General features: G+C 70.2%; 13 protein-coding genes. 8 read left to right on the top strand and 5 right to left on the bottom strand.

The window, feature by feature from the left end; translation table 11 throughout:
- The first annotated feature begins 108 nt into the window (after window positions 1–108).
- From ACZ6TB_RS31720 to ACZ6TB_RS31710, 3 genes are all read left to right on the top strand, one after another.
- Window positions 109–3,081 (top strand): Ig-like domain-containing protein, encoded by a 2,973-nt coding sequence (locus ACZ6TB_RS31720; protein WP_465560394.1) that lies wholly within the window; start codon window positions 109–111, stop codon window positions 3,079–3,081.
- A gap of 73 nt (window positions 3,082–3,154) precedes the next feature.
- Entirely contained in the window at window positions 3,155–4,795 is a 1,641-nt protein-coding gene (locus tag ACZ6TB_RS31715) for a DHA2 family efflux MFS transporter permease subunit (RefSeq protein ID WP_465560391.1), read from the top strand.
- Window positions 4,796–5,299: 504 nt separating this feature from the next.
- Window positions 5,300–6,019 carry a pectate lyase gene (locus ACZ6TB_RS31710; RefSeq protein WP_465560388.1) on the top strand — a complete coding sequence of 240 codons (720 nt, stop codon included), beginning with the start codon at window positions 5,300–5,302 and terminating at the stop codon, window positions 6,017–6,019.
- Window positions 6,020–6,026: 7 nt separating this feature from the next.
- Here ACZ6TB_RS31710 and glpK (ACZ6TB_RS31705) read toward each other — a convergent pair whose 3' ends face one another.
- Window positions 6,027–7,520: a glycerol kinase GlpK gene (gene glpK / locus ACZ6TB_RS31705; RefSeq protein ID WP_465560385.1), complete on the bottom strand. Its 1,494-nt coding sequence runs from the start codon at window positions 7,518–7,520 to the stop codon at window positions 6,027–6,029.
- A gap of 50 nt (window positions 7,521–7,570) precedes the next feature.
- The gene (locus ACZ6TB_RS31700; RefSeq protein WP_465560382.1) at window positions 7,571–8,332 is read right to left on the bottom strand and encodes an IclR family transcriptional regulator; all 762 of its coding nucleotides are present in this window, start codon (window positions 8,330–8,332) and stop codon (window positions 7,571–7,573) included.
- A gap of 123 nt (window positions 8,333–8,455) precedes the next feature.
- Between ACZ6TB_RS31700 and ACZ6TB_RS31695 the strand changes: the two genes are divergently transcribed.
- From ACZ6TB_RS31695 to ACZ6TB_RS31685, 3 genes are read left to right on the top strand one after another with little or no spacing between them, the layout of a single operon-like run.
- On the top strand, window positions 8,456–9,301 hold the full coding sequence (locus ACZ6TB_RS31695; RefSeq protein WP_465560379.1) for an MIP/aquaporin family protein: 846 nt from the start codon (window positions 8,456–8,458) through the stop codon (window positions 9,299–9,301).
- Window positions 9,294–10,811, top strand: a complete 1,518-nt coding sequence (glpK, locus tag ACZ6TB_RS31690; RefSeq protein WP_465560376.1) for a glycerol kinase GlpK — start codon at window positions 9,294–9,296, stop codon at window positions 10,809–10,811. The genes ACZ6TB_RS31695 and glpK (ACZ6TB_RS31690) overlap by 8 nt, the downstream gene beginning before the upstream one ends.
- A gap of 2 nt (window positions 10,812–10,813) precedes the next feature.
- Window positions 10,814–12,511 (top strand): glycerol-3-phosphate dehydrogenase/oxidase, encoded by a 1,698-nt coding sequence (locus tag ACZ6TB_RS31685; protein ID WP_465560373.1) that lies wholly within the window; start codon window positions 10,814–10,816, stop codon window positions 12,509–12,511.
- Between the two features lie 168 nt (window positions 12,512–12,679).
- Here the strand turns inward: ACZ6TB_RS31685 and ACZ6TB_RS31680 are convergent, their stop codons facing one another.
- Window positions 12,680–12,919, bottom strand: coding sequence for a hypothetical protein (locus tag ACZ6TB_RS31680; protein WP_465560370.1), 240 nt, complete (start codon window positions 12,917–12,919; stop codon window positions 12,680–12,682).
- A gap of 63 nt (window positions 12,920–12,982) precedes the next feature.
- On the bottom strand, window positions 12,983–14,854 hold the full coding sequence (locus ACZ6TB_RS31675) for an MFS transporter (RefSeq protein ID WP_465560367.1): 1,872 nt from the start codon (window positions 14,852–14,854) through the stop codon (window positions 12,983–12,985).
- Window positions 14,855–15,001: 147 nt separating this feature from the next.
- Between ACZ6TB_RS31675 and ACZ6TB_RS31670 the strand changes: the two genes are divergently transcribed.
- Window positions 15,002–15,433 carry a universal stress protein gene (locus ACZ6TB_RS31670; RefSeq protein WP_465560365.1) on the top strand — a complete coding sequence of 144 codons (432 nt, stop codon included), beginning with the start codon at window positions 15,002–15,004 and terminating at the stop codon, window positions 15,431–15,433.
- Between the two features lie 974 nt (window positions 15,434–16,407).
- Here ACZ6TB_RS31670 and ACZ6TB_RS31665 read toward each other — a convergent pair.
- The gene (locus ACZ6TB_RS31665) at window positions 16,408–17,979 is read right to left on the bottom strand and encodes an MFS transporter (protein ID WP_465560362.1); all 1,572 of its coding nucleotides are present in this window, start codon (window positions 17,977–17,979) and stop codon (window positions 16,408–16,410) included.
- A gap of 62 nt (window positions 17,980–18,041) precedes the next feature.
- Here ACZ6TB_RS31665 and ACZ6TB_RS31660 point away from each other — a divergent pair, with 62 nt between their 5' ends.
- A complete protein-coding gene (locus ACZ6TB_RS31660) occupies window positions 18,042–18,464 on the top strand; it encodes a MarR family winged helix-turn-helix transcriptional regulator (RefSeq protein WP_465560359.1) in 423 nt (140 codons plus the stop codon).
- The last annotated feature ends 16 nt before the right edge of the window (window positions 18,465–18,480 follow it).

Below are 18,480 nucleotides of genomic sequence, written 5' to 3'. Positions count from 1 at the left end.
CCGCTCGGCCACTGACCGCTCGGCCACTGACCGTTCGACCACTGTGGAGCGGTCACCGGCCGCGGCGAGACTGAGCCTCAGGGGATCGGCGATCATCCGGGGGCTCAGATGCGGTCGAGGCTGGGGACGGTTCTGGTGGGTGCGGCGGTCGCCGTCGCGATGGGGGCGGTGGCGCCGGCGTGGGCGGCCACCTCGACGCCGGTGGCGAGCGTCAACTTTCAGCCGGCCGCGTCGGCGGTTCCGGCGGGGTGGACGGCGGACACCGGCGCGGCCTACACGGCGGCGCGCGGTCAAGGGTGGGTGCGGCAGGACAACGGCACGCCGCTCGATCTGACCCGCAACACCCGGGATCGGGCCCGCGCCGGCATCGACCCGCTGCGGAACACGCTCATCCATCTCCAGTACGGCGACGTCGCCGGCGGCACGAACGGCGTCGCCACCGCGGGCGCCTGGCAATATGCCACCAACCCCGGCACGTACCAGGTCACGGTCTCGGCCGGCGATCAGGCGCCCTACGACAGCACCCACGTCGTACGGGTCGAGGGCGTCACGGCCATCGACCACTTCAAGTCGGCCGCGGCCACCGAGTTCACCACCGGCACGGTCACCGTCCCGGTCGCCGACGGCCTGCTCACGGTCGACGCGATCGGCGGCACCAACACCAAGGTCAACTACCTCCAGATCACCCGGATCTCGTACGACACCAGCGCGCCACCCGCCCCCACCGGGCTCGCGGCCACCACCGGCGACCACCAGGTCGCGCTCGCCTGGACCGCCGGCACCGCCGCCGACCAGCTCGTCTACCGCGTCTACCGGGACGGCGCCGCCCTCGCCCTGACCACGGCGCCCACGTTCACCGACACGACGGTGGCCAACGGAACCGCGCACACCTACGCCGTGACCGCGATCGACACCTCCGGCAACCAGTCCGCCTTGTCCGGACAAATCGCCGCGACGCCCACGGCATACACGGTCAAGGTGAATTTCGCCGATCAAGCGACGGCCCCGCCCGCCGGCTACCTCACCGACTACGGCCTGCCCTACGGCGCTCGCGGCAACGGCCAGACCTACGGCTGGGTGAGCATCGACGAGGGCACCCCGCTCAGCCTGGTCGGCAACGGCCGCAACCGCGGCACGGCGGCCAACCCGGACGTACGCCTCGCGACGCTCATCCACACGCAGCTCCCCGCGGGCTCGGCCGGCGTGACCACCCCGGGCCGGTGGGAGCTGGCCGTCCCGAACGGTCTCTACGCCGTCACCGCCACCGTCGGCGACGCGGGCACGGCCGTCAACAGCGTGCACTACCTGAACATCGAGGACCAGAACGGCGTCGCCGCCTTCACGCCCACCTCCGCGACCAAGTTCGCCACCGCCACCCGTACGGTCACCGTCGCCGACGGAAAGCTGACGCTGAGCCCGCAGGCCGGCGCCAACACCAAGTTCGACTACGTGGACGTGGCGAGCGTCCCGGCGCCGGCCGCGACCCCGGCCGTCCGCACCACCACCCCGGCCAACCTCGCCACCGGCGTCGACCCGACCTCGAGCGTCGTCGCCGACCTGCGCCTGTTCGCCGGCGGCGTCGACCCGTCCTCGCTGACCTCGGCGTCGGTGCGGCTCACCCGGGTCGCCGACGGCGCGGCCGTCGACATCAACGCGATCACCAGCGGCGGCGGGGACGTCATCAACGCCTCCCCGCGTACGCCGCTGGCCGCGCAGACCCTGTACCGGCTGGAGATCACCCCGGCCGTCAAGGACGTCGCCGGCAACGCGTTCGCGCCCTACTCGATGGTCTTCACCACCGGCGCGACGACCGGGGGTGGCGGTCCGGCCGCGTTCGACAAGGTGACCAGCGGTGCGGTCGCCGCCGCGTACACGAGCGTGGTGAAAGGTCCCGACGGCCGGCTCTATGCGGCCACCCTGGACGGCCACATCTACCGCTACCCGATCAACGCGGATGGGTCTCTGGGCACGGCGACGATCATCGACACCGTACGGAGTCATGCGTCGTCCGCCGGTCTTCCCGGCGCGCCCAACCGCACCGTCATCGGTCTCGCCTTCGATCCCGCCTCGACCGCGGCCGCCCCGATCCTGTGGGTGAGCGACAACTACGAGTTCGTCGGCGCCTACGACGTGCCCGACTGGTCGAGCAAGATCGCGCGGCTGAGCGGCGCGAATCTCGGCACCTACACCGAGGTGGTCACCAACCTGCCGCGCTCGGTGAAGGACCACGAGACCAACTCGCTGGCCTTCGGCCCGGACGGCGCGCTCTACTTCACGCAGGGCGCGAACAACGCGATGGGCGCGCCCGACTCGGCCTGGGGCAACCGGCCCGAGCACCGGCTCAACGCGGCCGTCCTGCGCCTCGACCCGGCGAAGCTGCCGGCCACGCTGCCGCTGGACGCTAAGACCGAGGACGGCGGCACGTACAACCCGGCGGCCGCGAACGCCCCGCTCACCCTCTACGCCACGGGGGTGCGGAACGCGTACGACCTGGTCTGGCACCGCAATGGGCACCTCTACACGCCGACCAACGGCTCGGCCGCCGGCGGCAACACCCCGGCCTCGGTCGCGACCTGTCCCGGCTACACCGGCCCGGTCGTCCCCGCGATCACCAACAACGCCCAGGCCGAGACCGACTACGTCTTCGACGTGAAGCAGGGCCGCTACTACGGTCACCCGAATCCGACCCGCTGCGAGTTCGTGCTGGCCGGCGGCAACCCGACCGCGGGCACCGACCCGTTCCAGGTCAACGCCTACCCGGCGGGCACCCTCCCGGACGCCAACCTGGACCTGGCCGGCATCTACGACGCCGGGCTGCACGCCTCGGCCGACGGCGCGATCGAGTACCGCGGCGGCGCCCTCGACGGCAAGCTGCTGGTGGTGCGCTACTCCGACGGCCAGGACATCGAGACCTTCGACGTGTCCGCGACCGGCGCGCTCACCAACCGCACGACCGGCATCACCGGGTTCACCGGCTTCAGCCAGCCACTGGACCTGACCGAGGACACGGCGACCGGCAACATCTACGTCACCGAGCTAGGCGGCAACCGGATCACCCTGCTGCGGCCGCGTCCCGCCTGATCTCCGCTTGTCTGATCCGGTCCCGAGGTCGACGATGACGGAGGTGCAGGTCTAACGGAAAAGAGCGGCCGACATGACATCACCCGACGTCGCCGCGGAGCGCCGGTTCAGCCCCTGGCTGGTCCTGGTCGCGCTCTGCCTCGGCTTCTTCATGATCCTGCTGGACACGACGATCGTGAACATCGCGATCCCGCAGATGAGCGAGCATCTCGACGCGTCGCTGTCCGACGTCCTATGGATCATCAACGCGTACATCCTGACCTATGCCGTCCTGCTGATCACCGCGGGACGATTGGGTGACCTGTACGGCCCGAAGCAGCTCTTCCTGGTCGGCCTGGTGATCTTCACGGCGGCGTCGGCGGCCTGCGGGTTCGCCCAGAACCCGGAACAGCTCATCCTCTTCCGGGTGATCCAGGGCGTCGGCGGCGCGCTGCTGACGCCGCAGACGCTCTCCGTCCTGACCGTGATCTTCCCGCCCGACAAGCGCGGCGCCGCGTTCGGCATCTGGGGCGCCGTCGCGGGCGTGGCCACGCTGGCCGGGCCGGTGCTGGGCGGCTGGCTGGTCACCGACTTCGGCTGGCGATGGATCTTCTTCGTGAACGTGCCGGTCGGCCTGATCACCATGGTGCTGGCCGGGATCGTGATGCCGAACCTGCGGCCGCAGCGCCGCCACCGGCTGGACTGGGCCGGCACCGGGCTGGTGACCGTGGGCCTCTTCCTCGTGGTGTTCGGGCTCATCGAGGGCCAGTCCCACGACTGGGGCAAGGTCTGGGGCCCGATCACGATCGTCGAGATCATCGTCGCCGGCGTCCTGGTGCTGATCCTGTTCGCCGTGCACCAATGGACCCAGCAGCGCAACGAGCCGCTCGTCCCGTTCGAGATCTTCCGGGACCGCAACTTCTCGGTGATGAACTTCGTCGCGGCGTCGATCGCGTTCGGCATGCTCGGCCTGTTCCTGCCGCTGACCATCTACCTCCAGTCGGTGCTCGGACTCTCGGCGCTGCAGGCCGGCCTGACCACGGCCCCGATGTCGCTGATCTCGATGTTCATCGCGCCGGTGGCCGGCCGCGCCGCCGACCGCCTCGGCGGCAAGTGGATCCTGTTCGCCGGCCTATCGCTGTTCTCCACCGGCATGGGCGTGCTGATCGCGTCCGCACACGTCGGCTCGAGCCGGCTGCACCTGCTCCCCGGCCTGATCATCGCCGGCGTCGGCCTGGGCCTGACGTTCGCCCCGCTGCAGACGATCGCCATGCGCAACGTGGAGCCCCGCATGGCCGGCGCCGCCTCCGGCATGATCAACACAACCCGCCAACTGGGCGGCGTGATCGGCGCCGCCGCCGTGGGCGCCCTCCTCCAGGCCCAGCTGTCCACCCACCTCCAGGACGCCGCGGTGACAAACGCCGCCCAGCTGCCGCCGCAGTACCGTTCCCAGGTGCTCGAGGCGCTGAGCCACGTGGCCTCCGGAAGCCAGGACATAGCCGGCGGCCAGATCGCACCCAGCCTGCCCGCGGGCATCCCCGACCAGGCAGCGGCGGCGCTCAAAGCGTTCTTCACGCTGGTCTTCCACGAGGGCTTCGTCGGCGCCATGCGCGTGACACTGTGGTTGCCGATCGCCGTGATGGGGTGCGCGGCGCTCTCGGTCCTGCTGGTCCGCCGCCGGCGTCGCCCGGTGCCGGAGACCGAGGAGCCCGAGGTGGCCCCGGCCGCGACGTAACAACGATCGCGCCGCCCACGCTGCATTTTGGAACCCTGGAGCGGCCGCCGAGACTTAGCGGACATTCCCGATTTATCGGCTCGGCGCTGGACGGGTAGCTGGTGTGGAGGCCGGCAAAGCGGGGCGGGCCAAGCGGGGCGGGCCAAGCGGGGCGGGCCAAGCGGGGCGGGCCTTCACCAAGGTGGCCGTTGACCGGCGCGGGCTGAGCGGGCAGCGCGAGTGAGGCACGTATAGGTAAGCAGAGCGATGACGTCGGCCCGCGCAGGCTGAGCGGGCGACGCGAGTGAGGCACGTATAGGTAAGCAGAGCGATGACGTCGGCCCGGGCGGGCGAGCGAGCGGCGTGGCGACTGCAAATCGGCTCGAACTCTGCGAAATTTCGACATGAAAAAAGCAGCAATTAAAACTCTCTTTAGACATTCACACGCGTCTTAGTGTTTTCGGACCGTGGAACTACGGCTTATGTTCCGGAGGAAGGTGAGAAAACCGAGGAAAGGTTCCGACTGTGAACAAACGACGCATGCTCATCGGCGCTGCGGTGCTGGCCACCGCCGTGGTGGGCTCGGCCTCCGTGATGACGGTCGCGTCCGCCGCCACCGATGTGAAAGTCACGAAGACCATTCAGGTCACCGGGACGTTCGACGGGGGCGGTAAGCGCTACATCGGCTCCGGCGATCTCGGCTCCGGCGGGCAGAACGAAGGGCAGGACCCGCTGTTCAACCTGGCGAGCGGCGCGACGATCACCAACGTCATCCTGGGCGCGCCGGCCGCCGATGGGGTGCACTGCGCCGGGAGTTGCACCATTCGCAACGTCACCTGGCAGGACGTCGGTGAGGACGCGGCCACCTTCCGCGGCAACAACGCGACCGTTCTGGTCGACGGCGGCAGCGCGGCCAGCGCGTCGGACAAGGTGTTCCAGGACAACCGCGGCGCGGGTGGGTCGGTGACGATCCGGAACTTCAAGGTCAGCAACTTCGGCAAGCTGTACCGGTCCTGCGGCAACTGCTCGACGCAGGCGGCCCGGAAGGTGACCATCCAGAACATCACCGCGACCAGCGGCAAGGTGATCGCCGGCGTCAACACCAACTACGGCGACGTGGCCCGGCTGTCCGGTCTCAACATCGGCAGCATCCCCACCTGCTGGCTCTACACCGGCAACAACACCGGCGCCGAGCCGGTGAAGACCGGCTCGGGCGCCAACGGCAAGAACTGCATCGTTTCATAAAAAGAAACTAGGACGGCCGCGTCCAGTCGAACGTCCGCTCGACGGCCCGCTGCCAGTTGCGGTACTCCGACGACCGCTTCTCCGGGTCCATCCCGGGCAGCCATTGAGCGGCCCGATGCCAGTTCTGGCGCAGGCCCTCGAGGTCGGGCCAGTAGTCGACGGCCAGGCCGGCCGCGTAGGCCGCCCCCAGCGACACCGTCTCGGCGGCGAGGGGGCGGACTACCGGCACATCCAGCACGTCGGCGAGGAACTGCATCAACAGGTTGTCGGCCGTCATGCCGCCGTCGACCCGCAGCGTGGTCAGGTCGAGACCGGAGTCGGCGTTCATCGCCTCGACCACCTCGAGCGTCTGCCAGGCGGTGGCCTCGAGGACGGCCCGGGCCAGGTGACCCTTCGTGATGTACGAGGTGAGCCCGACGATCACGCCGCGGGCCTCGCTCCGCCAGTAGGGGGCGTAGAGGCCGGAGAACGCGGGCACGATGTAGCAGCCGCCGTTGTCGGTCACCGTGCGGGCCAGGGTCTCGATCTCGGGAGCGCTGGCGATCAGCTCGAGCTGGTCGCGGAACCACTGCACCAGCGAGCCGGTGATCGCGATCGAGCCCTCCAGCGCGTACGCCGCCTTCCCGCCCGCGATCTGGTAGGCGACCGTGCTGAGCAGCCCGTGCGTCGAACGGACCAGCTCATCGCCGGTGTTCAAGAGCAAAAAGCTGCCGGTCCCGTACGTGCATTTGGCCTCACCCGGCGTGAAGCAGGTCTGACCGAAAAGGGCCGCCTGCTGATCGCCGAGCGCGGCCCCGATGCGTACCCCGGGAAAGGCCGCCACCGCCGTGCCGAAGACGCCGATCGAGGGCCGCACCTCCGGCAGCATCGCGCGCGGCACCCCGAAGAACGCGAGCGCCGCCGGCGACCAGTCGAGGGTGTGCACGTCGAGCAGCATGGTCCGGCTCGCGTTGGTGACGTCGGTGACGTGCAGGCCGCCGGTGAGCTTCCAGATCAGCCAGGTCTCCATCGTGCCGAACAGGACCTCGCCGCGCTCGGCCCGCGCCCGCAGCTCGGGCTGGTGGTCGAGCATCCACTTCACCCGCGGGCCGGAGAAGTACGTGGCGATCGGCAGCCCCGAGTCGTGCTCGACCCCGTCCGCCCCCTCCGTCTCCTTCAGCTCCCGCACCAGGTCGTCGGTGCGGGTGTCCTGCCAGACGATCGCGTGCCCGATCGGCGTCCCGGTGTCGCGGTCCCAGAGCAGCGTGGTCTCCCGCTGGTTGGCGATGCCGACGGCCGCGACCTGGTCCTCGGCGATGCCGGCCCGGCGCAGCGCCTCGGGGCCGAGCCGCTCGACGTGGCGCCAGATCTCGGCGGCGTCGTGCTCGACCCATCCCGGTTTGGGGTAGTACTGCTTGTGTTCCTGCTGGGCCAGGGAGACGAGCCGGCCGCGGCGGTCGAACACGATGCACCGCGTGGATGTGGTGCCCTGGTCGATCGCCACGACATAGCGCTCGGTCATGATTCCTCCCCCTCGAGGATCAGCCCTGATGAGCTCGGCTCCCGGTTGGTTCAGCGGCGCGCGGCTCCGAGATCCCGGGAGATCGCGCGGGCCGCGTCGCGGACGTAGGCGACGAGGTGCGGGTGCGGGTGGTAGTGGCTGTCGCAGATCCGCTCGACCAGGCCGTTGATGCCGATGGCGCCGACGACCAGGCCGCCGTACCCGCGGATCGGCGCGGCCACGGACGCCATGCCGGGCGTCATCTCCTCGGCCTCGAGAGCCCACCCGTTCTCGCGGACCTGCCGGAGGTCGGTGGCGAGGTCTCGCGGCGCGAGAATGGTGCGGCGGGTGAATCGGTCCAGGTCATTTGCCGGTACGGCCCCGGCCGCGCGATAGGCGAGCAGGACCTTGCCGAGCGCGGTCGCATGCATGGGCAGCAGCGTTCCGACGTCGAGTGTCTGAAACGTGTCGTCGGGGCGGAAGACGTGGTGGACGACGAGCACCTGTCCGTCCAGGACGGTGCCGATGCGTACGGCCTCGCCGCTGCGTGCGGCCAGCGGATCGGCCCAGTTGATCGATCGTGAGCGCAGTTCGTTGATGTCGAGATAGCTGGTGCCCAGGCGCAGCAGGGCGGCGCCGAGCTGGTAACGACCGGAGACCCGGTCTTGTTCGACAAATCCGACATGTTGCAGCGTACGAAGAATTCCGTGTGTCGTGCCCTTGGCCAGATCGAGCGACCGGGCGATCTCACCCAGCGCCAGACGCCCCGATCCCCCGGCGAGCAGGCGCAGGACCGCGGCCGCCCGCTCGATCGACTGCACGGTTCCGGGCACGTTTCCGACTCTATGCCACATCGTGAACGCCGACCGTGGTCAATGTTCGACAATGCCGAACGACGTTCATTGCTCGTGTCCTGCCCGCTACCTAGCGTCCGGAGCATCTAGCAAGGAGGGCACATGGCAGAACGTCTGAGGGTCCCAGGCTTGCTGGGCGAACTGATCGCCGAGTTCGCCGGGACGTTGATCCTCATCCTCTTCGGCGTCGGCGTCGTCGCGCAGGTGGTCGCGGGCGGCGTCGGCGACCACGACAGCATCGCATGGGCATGGGGCCTCGGCGTGACGCTCGGCGTCTACGTGGCGGCCCGGACCAGCGGCGCGCACCTCAACCCGGCCGTGACCGTCGCGCTCGCCGCCTTCAAGGGCTTCGAGTGGCGCAAGGTCATCCCGTACTGCATCGCCCAGTTCCTCGGGGCGTTCGTCGCCGCCCTGGTCGTGCGCTGGGTCTACAGCGACCTGCTGCGCGCGAAGGACCCGTTCCTGACGATCAAGACACAGGGCGTCTTCTCGACCCTGCCCGGCAACGGGGCGCTGCCGGTCTCGCACTGGACCGCCCTCCTCGACCAGGTCGTCGGCACGGCCATCCTGCTGTTCCTGATCCTGGCCATCACCGACGAGCGGAACACCGCGCCCGCCGCGAACCTGGCCCCCTTCATCATCGGCCTGCTCGTGGTCGGGATCGGCATGGCGTGGGGCGCCAACGCCGGCTACGCGATCAACCCGGCCCGTGACTTCGGCCCGCGACTCGCCAGCTTCCTCACCGGCTATGGCGGTGCGTTCCGGGACCAGACCGGGTATCTCTATTTCTGGATCCCGATAGTCGGACCCCTCGTCGGCGGCGTCCTCGGCGCCGGTCTGTACCAGTTCCTGATCTCGCGGTTCCTGCCGTCCGCGGACGCGCCGCACGAGCCGGGCCGGGTCCCGACAGCCGACGACAACGAAAACTTGGAGGCAACCCGTGGCTGACTTCGTCGGCGCCGTGGACCAGGGCACGACCAGCACCCGCTTCATGATCTTCGACCATTCGGGGAACGAGGTCGCCCGGCACCAGCTGGAGCACGAGCAGATCCTGCCGCAGGCCGGCTGGGTCGAGCACAACCCGGTCGAGATCCTGGACCGGACCACGACGGTCGTGCGCACCGCCATGCAGAAGGCGAACCTGCAGGCGAGCGACCTGGCCGCGCTCGGCATCACGAACCAGCGGGAGACCGCCGTGGTGTGGGACAAGAACACCGGCCGGCCGTACTACAACGCGATCGTCTGGCAGGACACCCGCACCGACCGGATCGCGTCCGCGCTGGACCGGGACGGGCGCGGCGACGTGATCCGGCGCAAGGCCGGGCTGCCCCCGGCCACGTACTTCTCCGGTGGCAAGATCCAGTGGATCCTGGACAACGTCGACGGCGTGCGGGAGGCGGCCGAGCGCGGCGACGCGATCTTCGGCAATACCGACAGCTGGCTGCTGTGGAACATGACCGGCGGCGTCGACGGCGGCAACCACGTCACCGACGTCACCAACGCCAGCCGCACGATGCTGATGAACCTCGAGACCCTCCAGTGGGACGACGAGCTGCTCGGCTTCTTCAACATCCCGCGCTCGATGCTCCCCGAGATCCGGCCCTCGTCCGACCCCAACACCTACGGCGTCGCCCGGTGGCCCGGCCCGCTGGGCGGGGAGGTACCGCTCACCGGCGACCTCGGCGACCAGCAGGCGGCGACCGTCGGGCAGGTCTGCTTCTCCCCCGGCGAGGCCAAGAACACGTACGGGACCGGCAATTTCATGCTCCTGAACACCGGCACCGAGCTGGTCCGGTCGGAGAACGGCCTGCTCACCACCGTCTGCTACAAGTTCGGCGACGCGGCGCCGGTCTACGCGCTGGAGGGCTCGATCGCGGTGACCGGCTCGGCCGTGCAGTGGCTGCGCGACCAGCTCCACGTGATCAACTCGGCCGAGGAGAGCGAGTCCCTCGCGGGCTCGGTGCCGGACAACGGCGGCGTCTACTTCGTGCCGGCGTTCTCCGGCCTGTTCGCGCCCTACTGGCGGTCCGACGCCCGCGGCGCGATCGTCGGCCTGTCCCGCTTCAACACCGGCGCGCACATCGCCCGGGCCGCCCTCGAGGCGATCTGCTACCAGAGCAAGGACGTGGTCGACGCGATGGCCCAGGACTCCGGGGTCACGCTCGACGTGCTCAAGGTGGACGGCGGCATCACGGCCAACAACCTGTGCATGCAGATCCAGGCGGACGTGCTCGGCGTGACGGTGAGCCGCCCGGTGGTGGCCGAGACGACGGCGCTGGGAGCGGCGTACGCGGCCGGTCTGGCGGTGGGTTACTGGAAGTCGACCGACGAGTTGCGCGAAAACTGGAACGAGTCGCAGCGCTGGCAGCCGGAATGGACGGATGAACAGCGCAGTGAGGGGTATGCACGCTGGAAGAAGGCGGTGCAACGCACTCTCGACTGGGTGGACGTGGACTGAATATGACTGCTCTTTCACCGGAGTATCGGGACTCGGCGCTGGCCGCGCTGGCCGGCGCCGAGCTCGACGTGCTGGTCGTGGGCGGCGGCGTGGTGGGCGCGGGTTGCGCTCTCGACGCCACCACCCGCGGCCTGTCCGTCGGGCTGGTCGAGGCGCGCGACTTCGCCTCGGGCACGTCGAGCCGATCCAGCAAACTCATCCACGGCGGCCTGCGCTACCTCGAGATGCTCGACTTCGCGCTGGTCCGCGAGGCGCTGCGGGAGCGGGGCCTGTTGCTGACCCGGCTCGCGCCGCACCTGGTGCGGCCGGTGCGCTTCCTCTACCCGCTGCAGCACCGCGGCTGGGAGCGGATCTACGCGGGCACCGGGGTCACGCTCTACGACACGATGGCGCTGAACGGCGGCCTGCCCCACCACCGGAACCTCTCGCTGCGCGGCGCGTTGCGCGAGTGCCCGGCGCTGAAGAAGGAATCCCTGGTCGGCGCCCTGCAGTACTACGACGCCCAGGTCGACGACGCCCGGCACACCATGTTCCTGGCGCGTACGGCGGCGGCGTACGGCGCGCACGTCGCGTCGCGCACCGAGGTGGTCGGCTTCCTCCGCGAGGGCGAACGGGTCACCGGCGTGCGGGTGCACGATCTCGAACACGACAAGACTTTCGAGGTACGCGCCCAGCAGGTGATCAATGCGACCGGTGTCTGGACGGACGACACCCAGGCCCTGGTCGGCGAGCGCGGCCAGTTCCACGTCCGGGCCTCGAAGGGCATCCACCTGGTCGTGCCCCGTGACCGCATCCAGTCCAAGACCGGGCTGATCCTGCGTACCGAGAAGAGCGTGCTCTTCGTCATCCCGTGGGGCCGGCACTGGATCATCGGCACCACCGACACCGACTGGGCGCTGGACAAGGCGCACCCGGCGGCGTCCAGCACCGACATCGACTACCTGCTCGAGCACGTCAACTCGGTGCTCAACTCGCCGCTCTCGCGAGGCGACGTGCAGGGCGTCTACGCCGGGCTGCGGCCGCTGCTGTCCGGCGAGTCGGAGTCGACGTCGCAACTGTCGCGCGAGCACACGGTGGGCAGCCCGCAGCCGGGGCTGGTCGTGGTCGCCGGGGGCAAGTACACGACGTACCGGGTGATGGCCCGCGACGCCGTGGACGCCTGCGTGCACAACCTGGGCCGTGCGGTCCCGCCGTCGTGCACCCAGGTCGTGCCGCTGCTCGGCGCCGACGGCTTCACCGCGCTGTGGAACCGGCGCCGGGTGCTGGCGGCCGAGTCGGGCCTGCACGTGGCCCGGGTCGAGCACCTGCTCAACCGCTACGGCACGCTGGTCACCGAGGTTCTCGACCTGGTCCGGGCCGACGCGACCCTGGGCGGCCCGGTGGAGGGGGCCGAGGACTACCTGCGGGCCGAGCTCGTCTACGCGGCCAGTCACGAGGGCGCCCGCCACCTGGAGGACCTGCTCACCCGGCGGACGCGCATCTCGATCGAGACGTTCGACCGGGGCGTCACCGCGGCGCCGGTGGCCGCGGCGCTGGTGGCCGGCGTGCTCGGCTGGACCGACGAGCAGACCAGCCGCGAGGTGGAGAACTACCGCCTGCGAGTCGAGGCCGAACGGCGCTCGCAGGAACAGCCCGACGACGAGACCGCCGACGCCGCCCGGCTCGGCGCCCCCGACGTGGTGCCGCTGAGCCCGTCCTGACCCTTCCCTGTTCGTCGCTTTTGTTCGTCTGCCGGGCGGTCACGCTCGCGTCGGACAGGCCGGACACCTCGCCCTTGACCGCCGGATGCTTGCCCGGCGGCGGGGGCGGCGTGCCCGGCCACGGTTCCTGTCCCGATCTCTTATCCCGATCCGTTTATCCCGATCCGTTTATCCCGATCGGGCCTCCTTCGCGGCCAGCCGCTCCATGGCCGTCACGTACTGACGCTCGGTGATCTCACCGGCGGACAGCTGCGCGGCCAGCACTCCCTCGGCGCTCGCCCGCTGTGACGGCGTCACCGGCATGACGCGCCACGGGCGGCTGGCGGCGGGCTCGGCGCCCACTCGCGACCAGATCCCGAGGGCGCAGATCGACAAAACGGACAGCACAAATACATAGAGGAAGACCATCCCCCGTCACCTCCGGACACCAATTTTTCCCGGTAGACGACTTGATCGGAAGGGTCGCGTCGACTAGACGTCACTCACAGTGTCGGCCGCCTTGAACATCCGCTCCTCGTCGAGCGCCGACGTCTGCACCACCAGAACGTCACAGATCGCATTGCGTACGACGCCGGCCGGCACCGACCCGAGCAGCTGACCCTGGCTCGCGCCGAGCCCGCGGTTGCCGACCACGATCAGGTTCGCCGGGTCGTTGCCCACGATGTCGAGCAGGGCCCGCGCCGGGTCGCCGGCCACCAGGCGCTGCTCGATGTAGCGGGCCCGCTCCCGGGTCAGCCCGGTGACCGACTTGGCCAGCGCCGCCCGGGCCGCGTCGGCGCCGTAGATGTCGCGGTGCACGCCGGCCGCCTGGGCCGCCGCCACTTCCTCGCCGTCGCGGTAGGCGGTGACGACCACCAGCTTCGCCTGGGCGGCCTGCGCCACCTCGGCGGCACGGTCGACGGCGTACAGGCTGGTCGGTGTGCCGTCCGAACCGACCACCACCCGGTCGTACACGCTGATGCTCCGTTTTGCTCCGAGCGGCACGATCGGGGACTCGTCGGCCTCGTCGGGCGGGTTGACCCACAGCATCGCCACGGCGCCGATCGCCATCAGCACGCCGGTCAGAAGGATCGCGTTCGAGCCCTTGCCGTCGAGCAGGTGCTTGAAGATCCAGCCGAACGTCACGGTCTCGATGAGCATCGGGACCACGATCATCATGTTCAGGATGCCCATGTAGACGCCGGTCCGCTTGGCCGGGACCATGCTGGCGACCATCAGGTACGGCACGCCGACGGCGCTCGCCCAGAAGATGCCCAGCCCGATCATCGGGATCAGCGCGACGTACTGGTTGCTGATGTGCGCGAGCCAGGACAGCGCCACCGCGGCCAGCCCGAGGGCGATCGCGTGCACCCGCTTGGCGCCGATCCGCCGGCTGAACCCGACCAGGAACAGCGCGGAGATCATCGTGACGAAGTTGTACGCCCCGTTCATCAGGCCGCTCCACGCGATCGCGCTGTCCCAGGCCGGGCCGCCCTGCTCGGGCGTGGCGTGGAAGACGGTCTCGCCGAGGCTGACGGCCAGGAACTGCCAGTAGATGAACATCGCGTACCACTGGAACAGGAACACCACGCCGATCTTGTGCATCGCCACCGGCATGGTCCGCACCGCGTCGGCGATGTCGTGCACGAAGACGCCGATGCCCCGGGGCTGGGCGCGCATCTCGGCGAGCTCCTCGTCGGACGGCGCGATCTCGTGGGTACGGGCCATCGCGGTCAGCACCGTGGCGAGGATGCAGACCGTGCCGATCATGAAGCAGACGTACATCCAGTACGGGACGCCGTTGCCCGCCGTCTTGTCCAGCGCCGACACCTTCTGCAGCAGGAACAGCGAGACGTTGGCCAGCACCGCCCCGGCGCCGGTGAACATGCTCTGCGTCAGGAAGCCCCGGGCCAGCTGAGACTTGGGCAGCCGGTCGGAGATGAAGGCCCGGTACGGCTCCATCGAGGTGTTGTTGCCGGCGTCGAGCAGCCAGAAGCAGAGGACGCCGATCCAGAGGACGCCGACGAACGGGAACGCGAACAGAATGATCGCGCAGAGGATCGCGCCGCCCGTCACGAACGGCCGCCGCCGCCCCCAGCGCGGACTCCAGGTGCGGTCGCTGATCGCGCCGATCAGCGGCTGGATGATCAGCCCGGTGACCGGCCCGGCGAGGTTGAGGATCGGCAGCTGGTCGGGGCTCGCGCCGATCAGCAGGAAGAGCGGGTTCACGGCCGACTGGGTGAGACCGAAGCTGAACTGCACGCCGAAGAACCCGAGGTTCATCATCAAAATGGCGGCGCCGGTCATCAACGGCTTGCGATCCACACCGCTCTCGCTCGCGGCTTCCGTTGTCGTGGTGGTCATGGCCACCCCCTTGTGATCTACGTCATAGTCCCGCCTCGACGCTAAATCGGTCCGGCAGGTAGCGCAACTCAGGGCTATCGATCTCTCACGGCCCGTGAAGTCGTGTAATACTCCGGAGATCGGCCGGTCGTCCGGAAGGAGACGGCGATGAACAGGTGGAAGACCATCGTGGTCGGCGTCGACGGTTCGCCCGGCAGCCGCAAGGCCCTCACCTGGGCCGCCGCCGAGGCCGCCGACCATGGCGCCGGCTTGCTGGTGGTAAACGTCTGGGAGCACACGCTGCTGCCGCCCGCCGGCAGCCTGAGCGTCTCCGAGCACTATGTGCCGGACCCGAGCCAGCGAAGCACCGACGAGCTGGTCGAGCTGATCCGCTCCGAACTGGGCGCCGACCCACCGCTGGCCATCCAGGCCCAGGTCAAACAGGGTCGTCCGGCCAAGGTCCTGATCGACGAGTCAGCGGACGCCGACCTACTGGTGGTCGGAGTCCGAGGCCACGGCGGCTTCGCCGGTTTGGTGCTGGGCTCGGTCAGCCAGCACGTTGCCGCATATGCGAAGTGCCCGGTCGCCGTGGTGCGCTGAGTCCCGCGCCCGGTCCGCGGGCCGTGCCCGCCACCCGCCGCACCCGCCGAGCGCCCATACCCGCCGCTGGCCGTGCCCACCACCCGCCGCGCCCACCGAGCACCCATGCCCGCCACTGGCCGTGCCCACCACCCGCCGCGCCGCCGAACGCCCATGCCCGCCACTGGCCGTGCCCACCACCCGCCGCGCCGCCGCTGGCTGTGCCCGCCGCTGGCCGTGCCCGCCCGCTGACCGTGCCCGCCGCCCGCTTTGGCCGCCGCCCGCTTTGGCCGCCACCCGCTTTGGCCGCCACCACGCTGCGCCCGCACCCGCTTTGGCCGCCGCCGCGATGCGCCCGCACCCGCCGCCTGATGCCCGACGTTCCTGTGCCGCCCGAGCGTGCCCACCACCCGACCCCGCGCCGCCACCCGGGTACGCAGCCACCGAACCCGCCCTGCCGCCCGGACGTGCCGACCACCCGGCGCGCCCTTACCGCCCGGCACTGCCCACCATCGGCTCCCAGCCGCCTGGCGAGCGCCGCCACCTCGCTGGGCCGCCCTTTGCTCTGCTTACCAATACGCGCAACCCGGCCGGCCACTACGGCAATGAAGAATTTGTGCGTCCCACGCGCACAAAATTCACCAAGATCTAACCAGCGAACAGCGACCGGCGCGTATAGGTAAGCAGAGCGAATGCCCACGACGAGCGCCCCCGGACAGCCCACACAACCGATCCAGCCCCCGGCCTCGGATCGATTGCGCTCCAAGATCGACCGCAGCTCGCTGACCAGTGCTTTCGAACCAGCCGAATGCCCGGAGCTCGGCTGTGTTCCGGGACCGGCCGCGCGCCCCAAAGCCAGCCCGCCAGTTCCGCCGCCAGGCCCGCCCTCCACTGGGGGAGCCCCCGCCGGTCATTATCGTGGAAATGGCGGCGGGGAGCTCACTCGCCCGGCGCGGCCTGTGGATAACTCGCCATTGTGGAAAACGTCGCGCGTTCTATGCCGGCCGGCCCGATGCAGCGGCGGCCCGCGGTTCCGGCACGGCTACATCCGGGGGCGTCGGCCGGGAACGGAACGCCACCACCAACAGCACCGCACCCGCGAAAGCGGCCACCGCCCCCGCAACAGCGGTCACATGCATGGCCCCCACAAAGGCTTGATTAGCGGCCTCGGCGAGACTCGGCTGGTGCAGCGCGTCGGCCACCGCGCGAGTGTGTTCGGCGGACTGCGCGGCGTCGACGCGGGCCTCCGCCGGCAACGAGGTCAGCGACGGACCGATCCGGTTGCGGTAGGCGGTCGTCAGGATGGTGCCGAGCAGGGCGATGCCCAGGACGCTGCCGACCTGGCGGACGGTGTTGTTGACGGCGGAGCCGGCGCCCATGCGGTCCACCGGCAGGACGGCGATCACGGCGGCGACCGTGGGCGCGATGGCCAGGCCCATGGCGATGCCGCTGACGGCGCCGACCGTGCAGAACCAGAGCAGGGACGTGTCCAGACCGTAGGTGAGGTTGGCCAGGAACGCGGCGGCCACCACGAGCAGGCCCGTGCCGCTGACGGCGCCGACGCCGTACCTTCTGGTCAGGCGCGCGCCCAGCGGGGAGCCGACGGCGATGCCCAGTGCGCCGGGGAGGAAGAGCAGGCCGGTGTGCAGGGCGGTCATGCCGCGGGCGCCCTGGAGGTAGAAGTTGCCGTAGAACATCTGGCCGGTGATGCCGAAGAAGAGGGCGCCCAGGGCGACGTTGCCGGCGCTGAAGCGGCCGTTGCGGAACAGTCGCGGGTCGAACGACGGTGACGGCGAGCGCCACTCGAAGACGGTGAAAGCGGCGATCAACACCAGGCCCGCTAGTACGGGAACCCAGACCCGCCAGCGGGACCAGTCGGTTTCCTGGCCGGCCTCGATCAGGCCGTACGCGAGCAGGGCCAGGCCCGCGGTGGAGAGCAGCAGGCCGGCGGGGTCGGGGCGGCGGCGCTGGGCGAGTTTCGGGTTGGGGACGAACAGGGCGATGCCGACCAGGGCGGCGACGACCACGGGCAGGTTGGCGAGGAAGACCGAGCCCCACCAGAAGTGGTCGACGAGGACGCCGCCGAGCAGGGGGCCGAGGGCCACGCCGACGCCGCTGGAGGCGGAGAACGCGGCGATCGCGCCGGCCCGCCGCTCGGGTGGGAAGGTGGCGCCGATGATGGCCATCGACGTCGGCATCATCATGGCGCCGCCCAGGCCCATCAGGCCGCGGGCCAGGATCAGGCCGGTGGCGTCGCCGGCCCAGGCCGCCCACACCGAGGCGGCGCCGAAGCAGAGCAGGCCGAGCACGAGGATGGTGCGGTGGCCGTAGCGGTCGCCGAGCGCGCCGGCGGCGAACAGGGCGGTGGCGAACAGCAGCGCGTACGAGCCGACGGCCCACTGGAGCTGGCCCGGTGTCGCGCCGAGGCCGGTGCGCGGGTCGGCGATGCGTTCGAGCGCGATGCCCAGGATCGTCGTGTCGATCCAGATGAGCAACGCCGAGAAGACGAGGACGGACAGCACACGGCCGGGCCGCGGTACGCTGATTGACAGGTCCCTGACAGACATGCTCCCACCATGGCAGGGTCGTCAGGTTCCTGTCAATTATGTTCTGACGCACAATAGGCAACGTGAAGACGCCCGCCTGCTCGACGTTCCTCGTCCGCCACGCCTGGCACGCCCTGCGCGGCGTGGTGGCGGAGGCGCTGGTCAAGCACGACCTGTCGGTGGCGCAGTTCGCCTCGCTGCTGATCCTCGACGAGGCGCCGGGCATGTCGGTGGCCGACGTGGCCCGCACGGTCGGCACGGCGCGGCAGTCGGCCAACGAGATGCTGGGCGGCCTCGAGCGGGCCCGGCTGGTCGAGCGGCGGCCGCATCCGACCGACCGGCGCTCGCAGCAGATCTTCCTGACCGAGGCCGGCCGGAAACGGCTCGGCGAGGCGATGCCGACGGTGCACGCCGTCGAGGCACGCCTCGCCGAGGGGTTCAGCCCGGACGAGCTGAAGGTGGTCAACGCCTGGCTGCAGAAGATGACCGAGGCGATGCCCGGCTAGGGGGCGGGGAAAACGA

Source organism: Actinoplanes sp. NPDC051537, from assembly GCF_055586105.1.
This window is presented reverse-complemented; position numbering and strand designations above follow the sequence as displayed.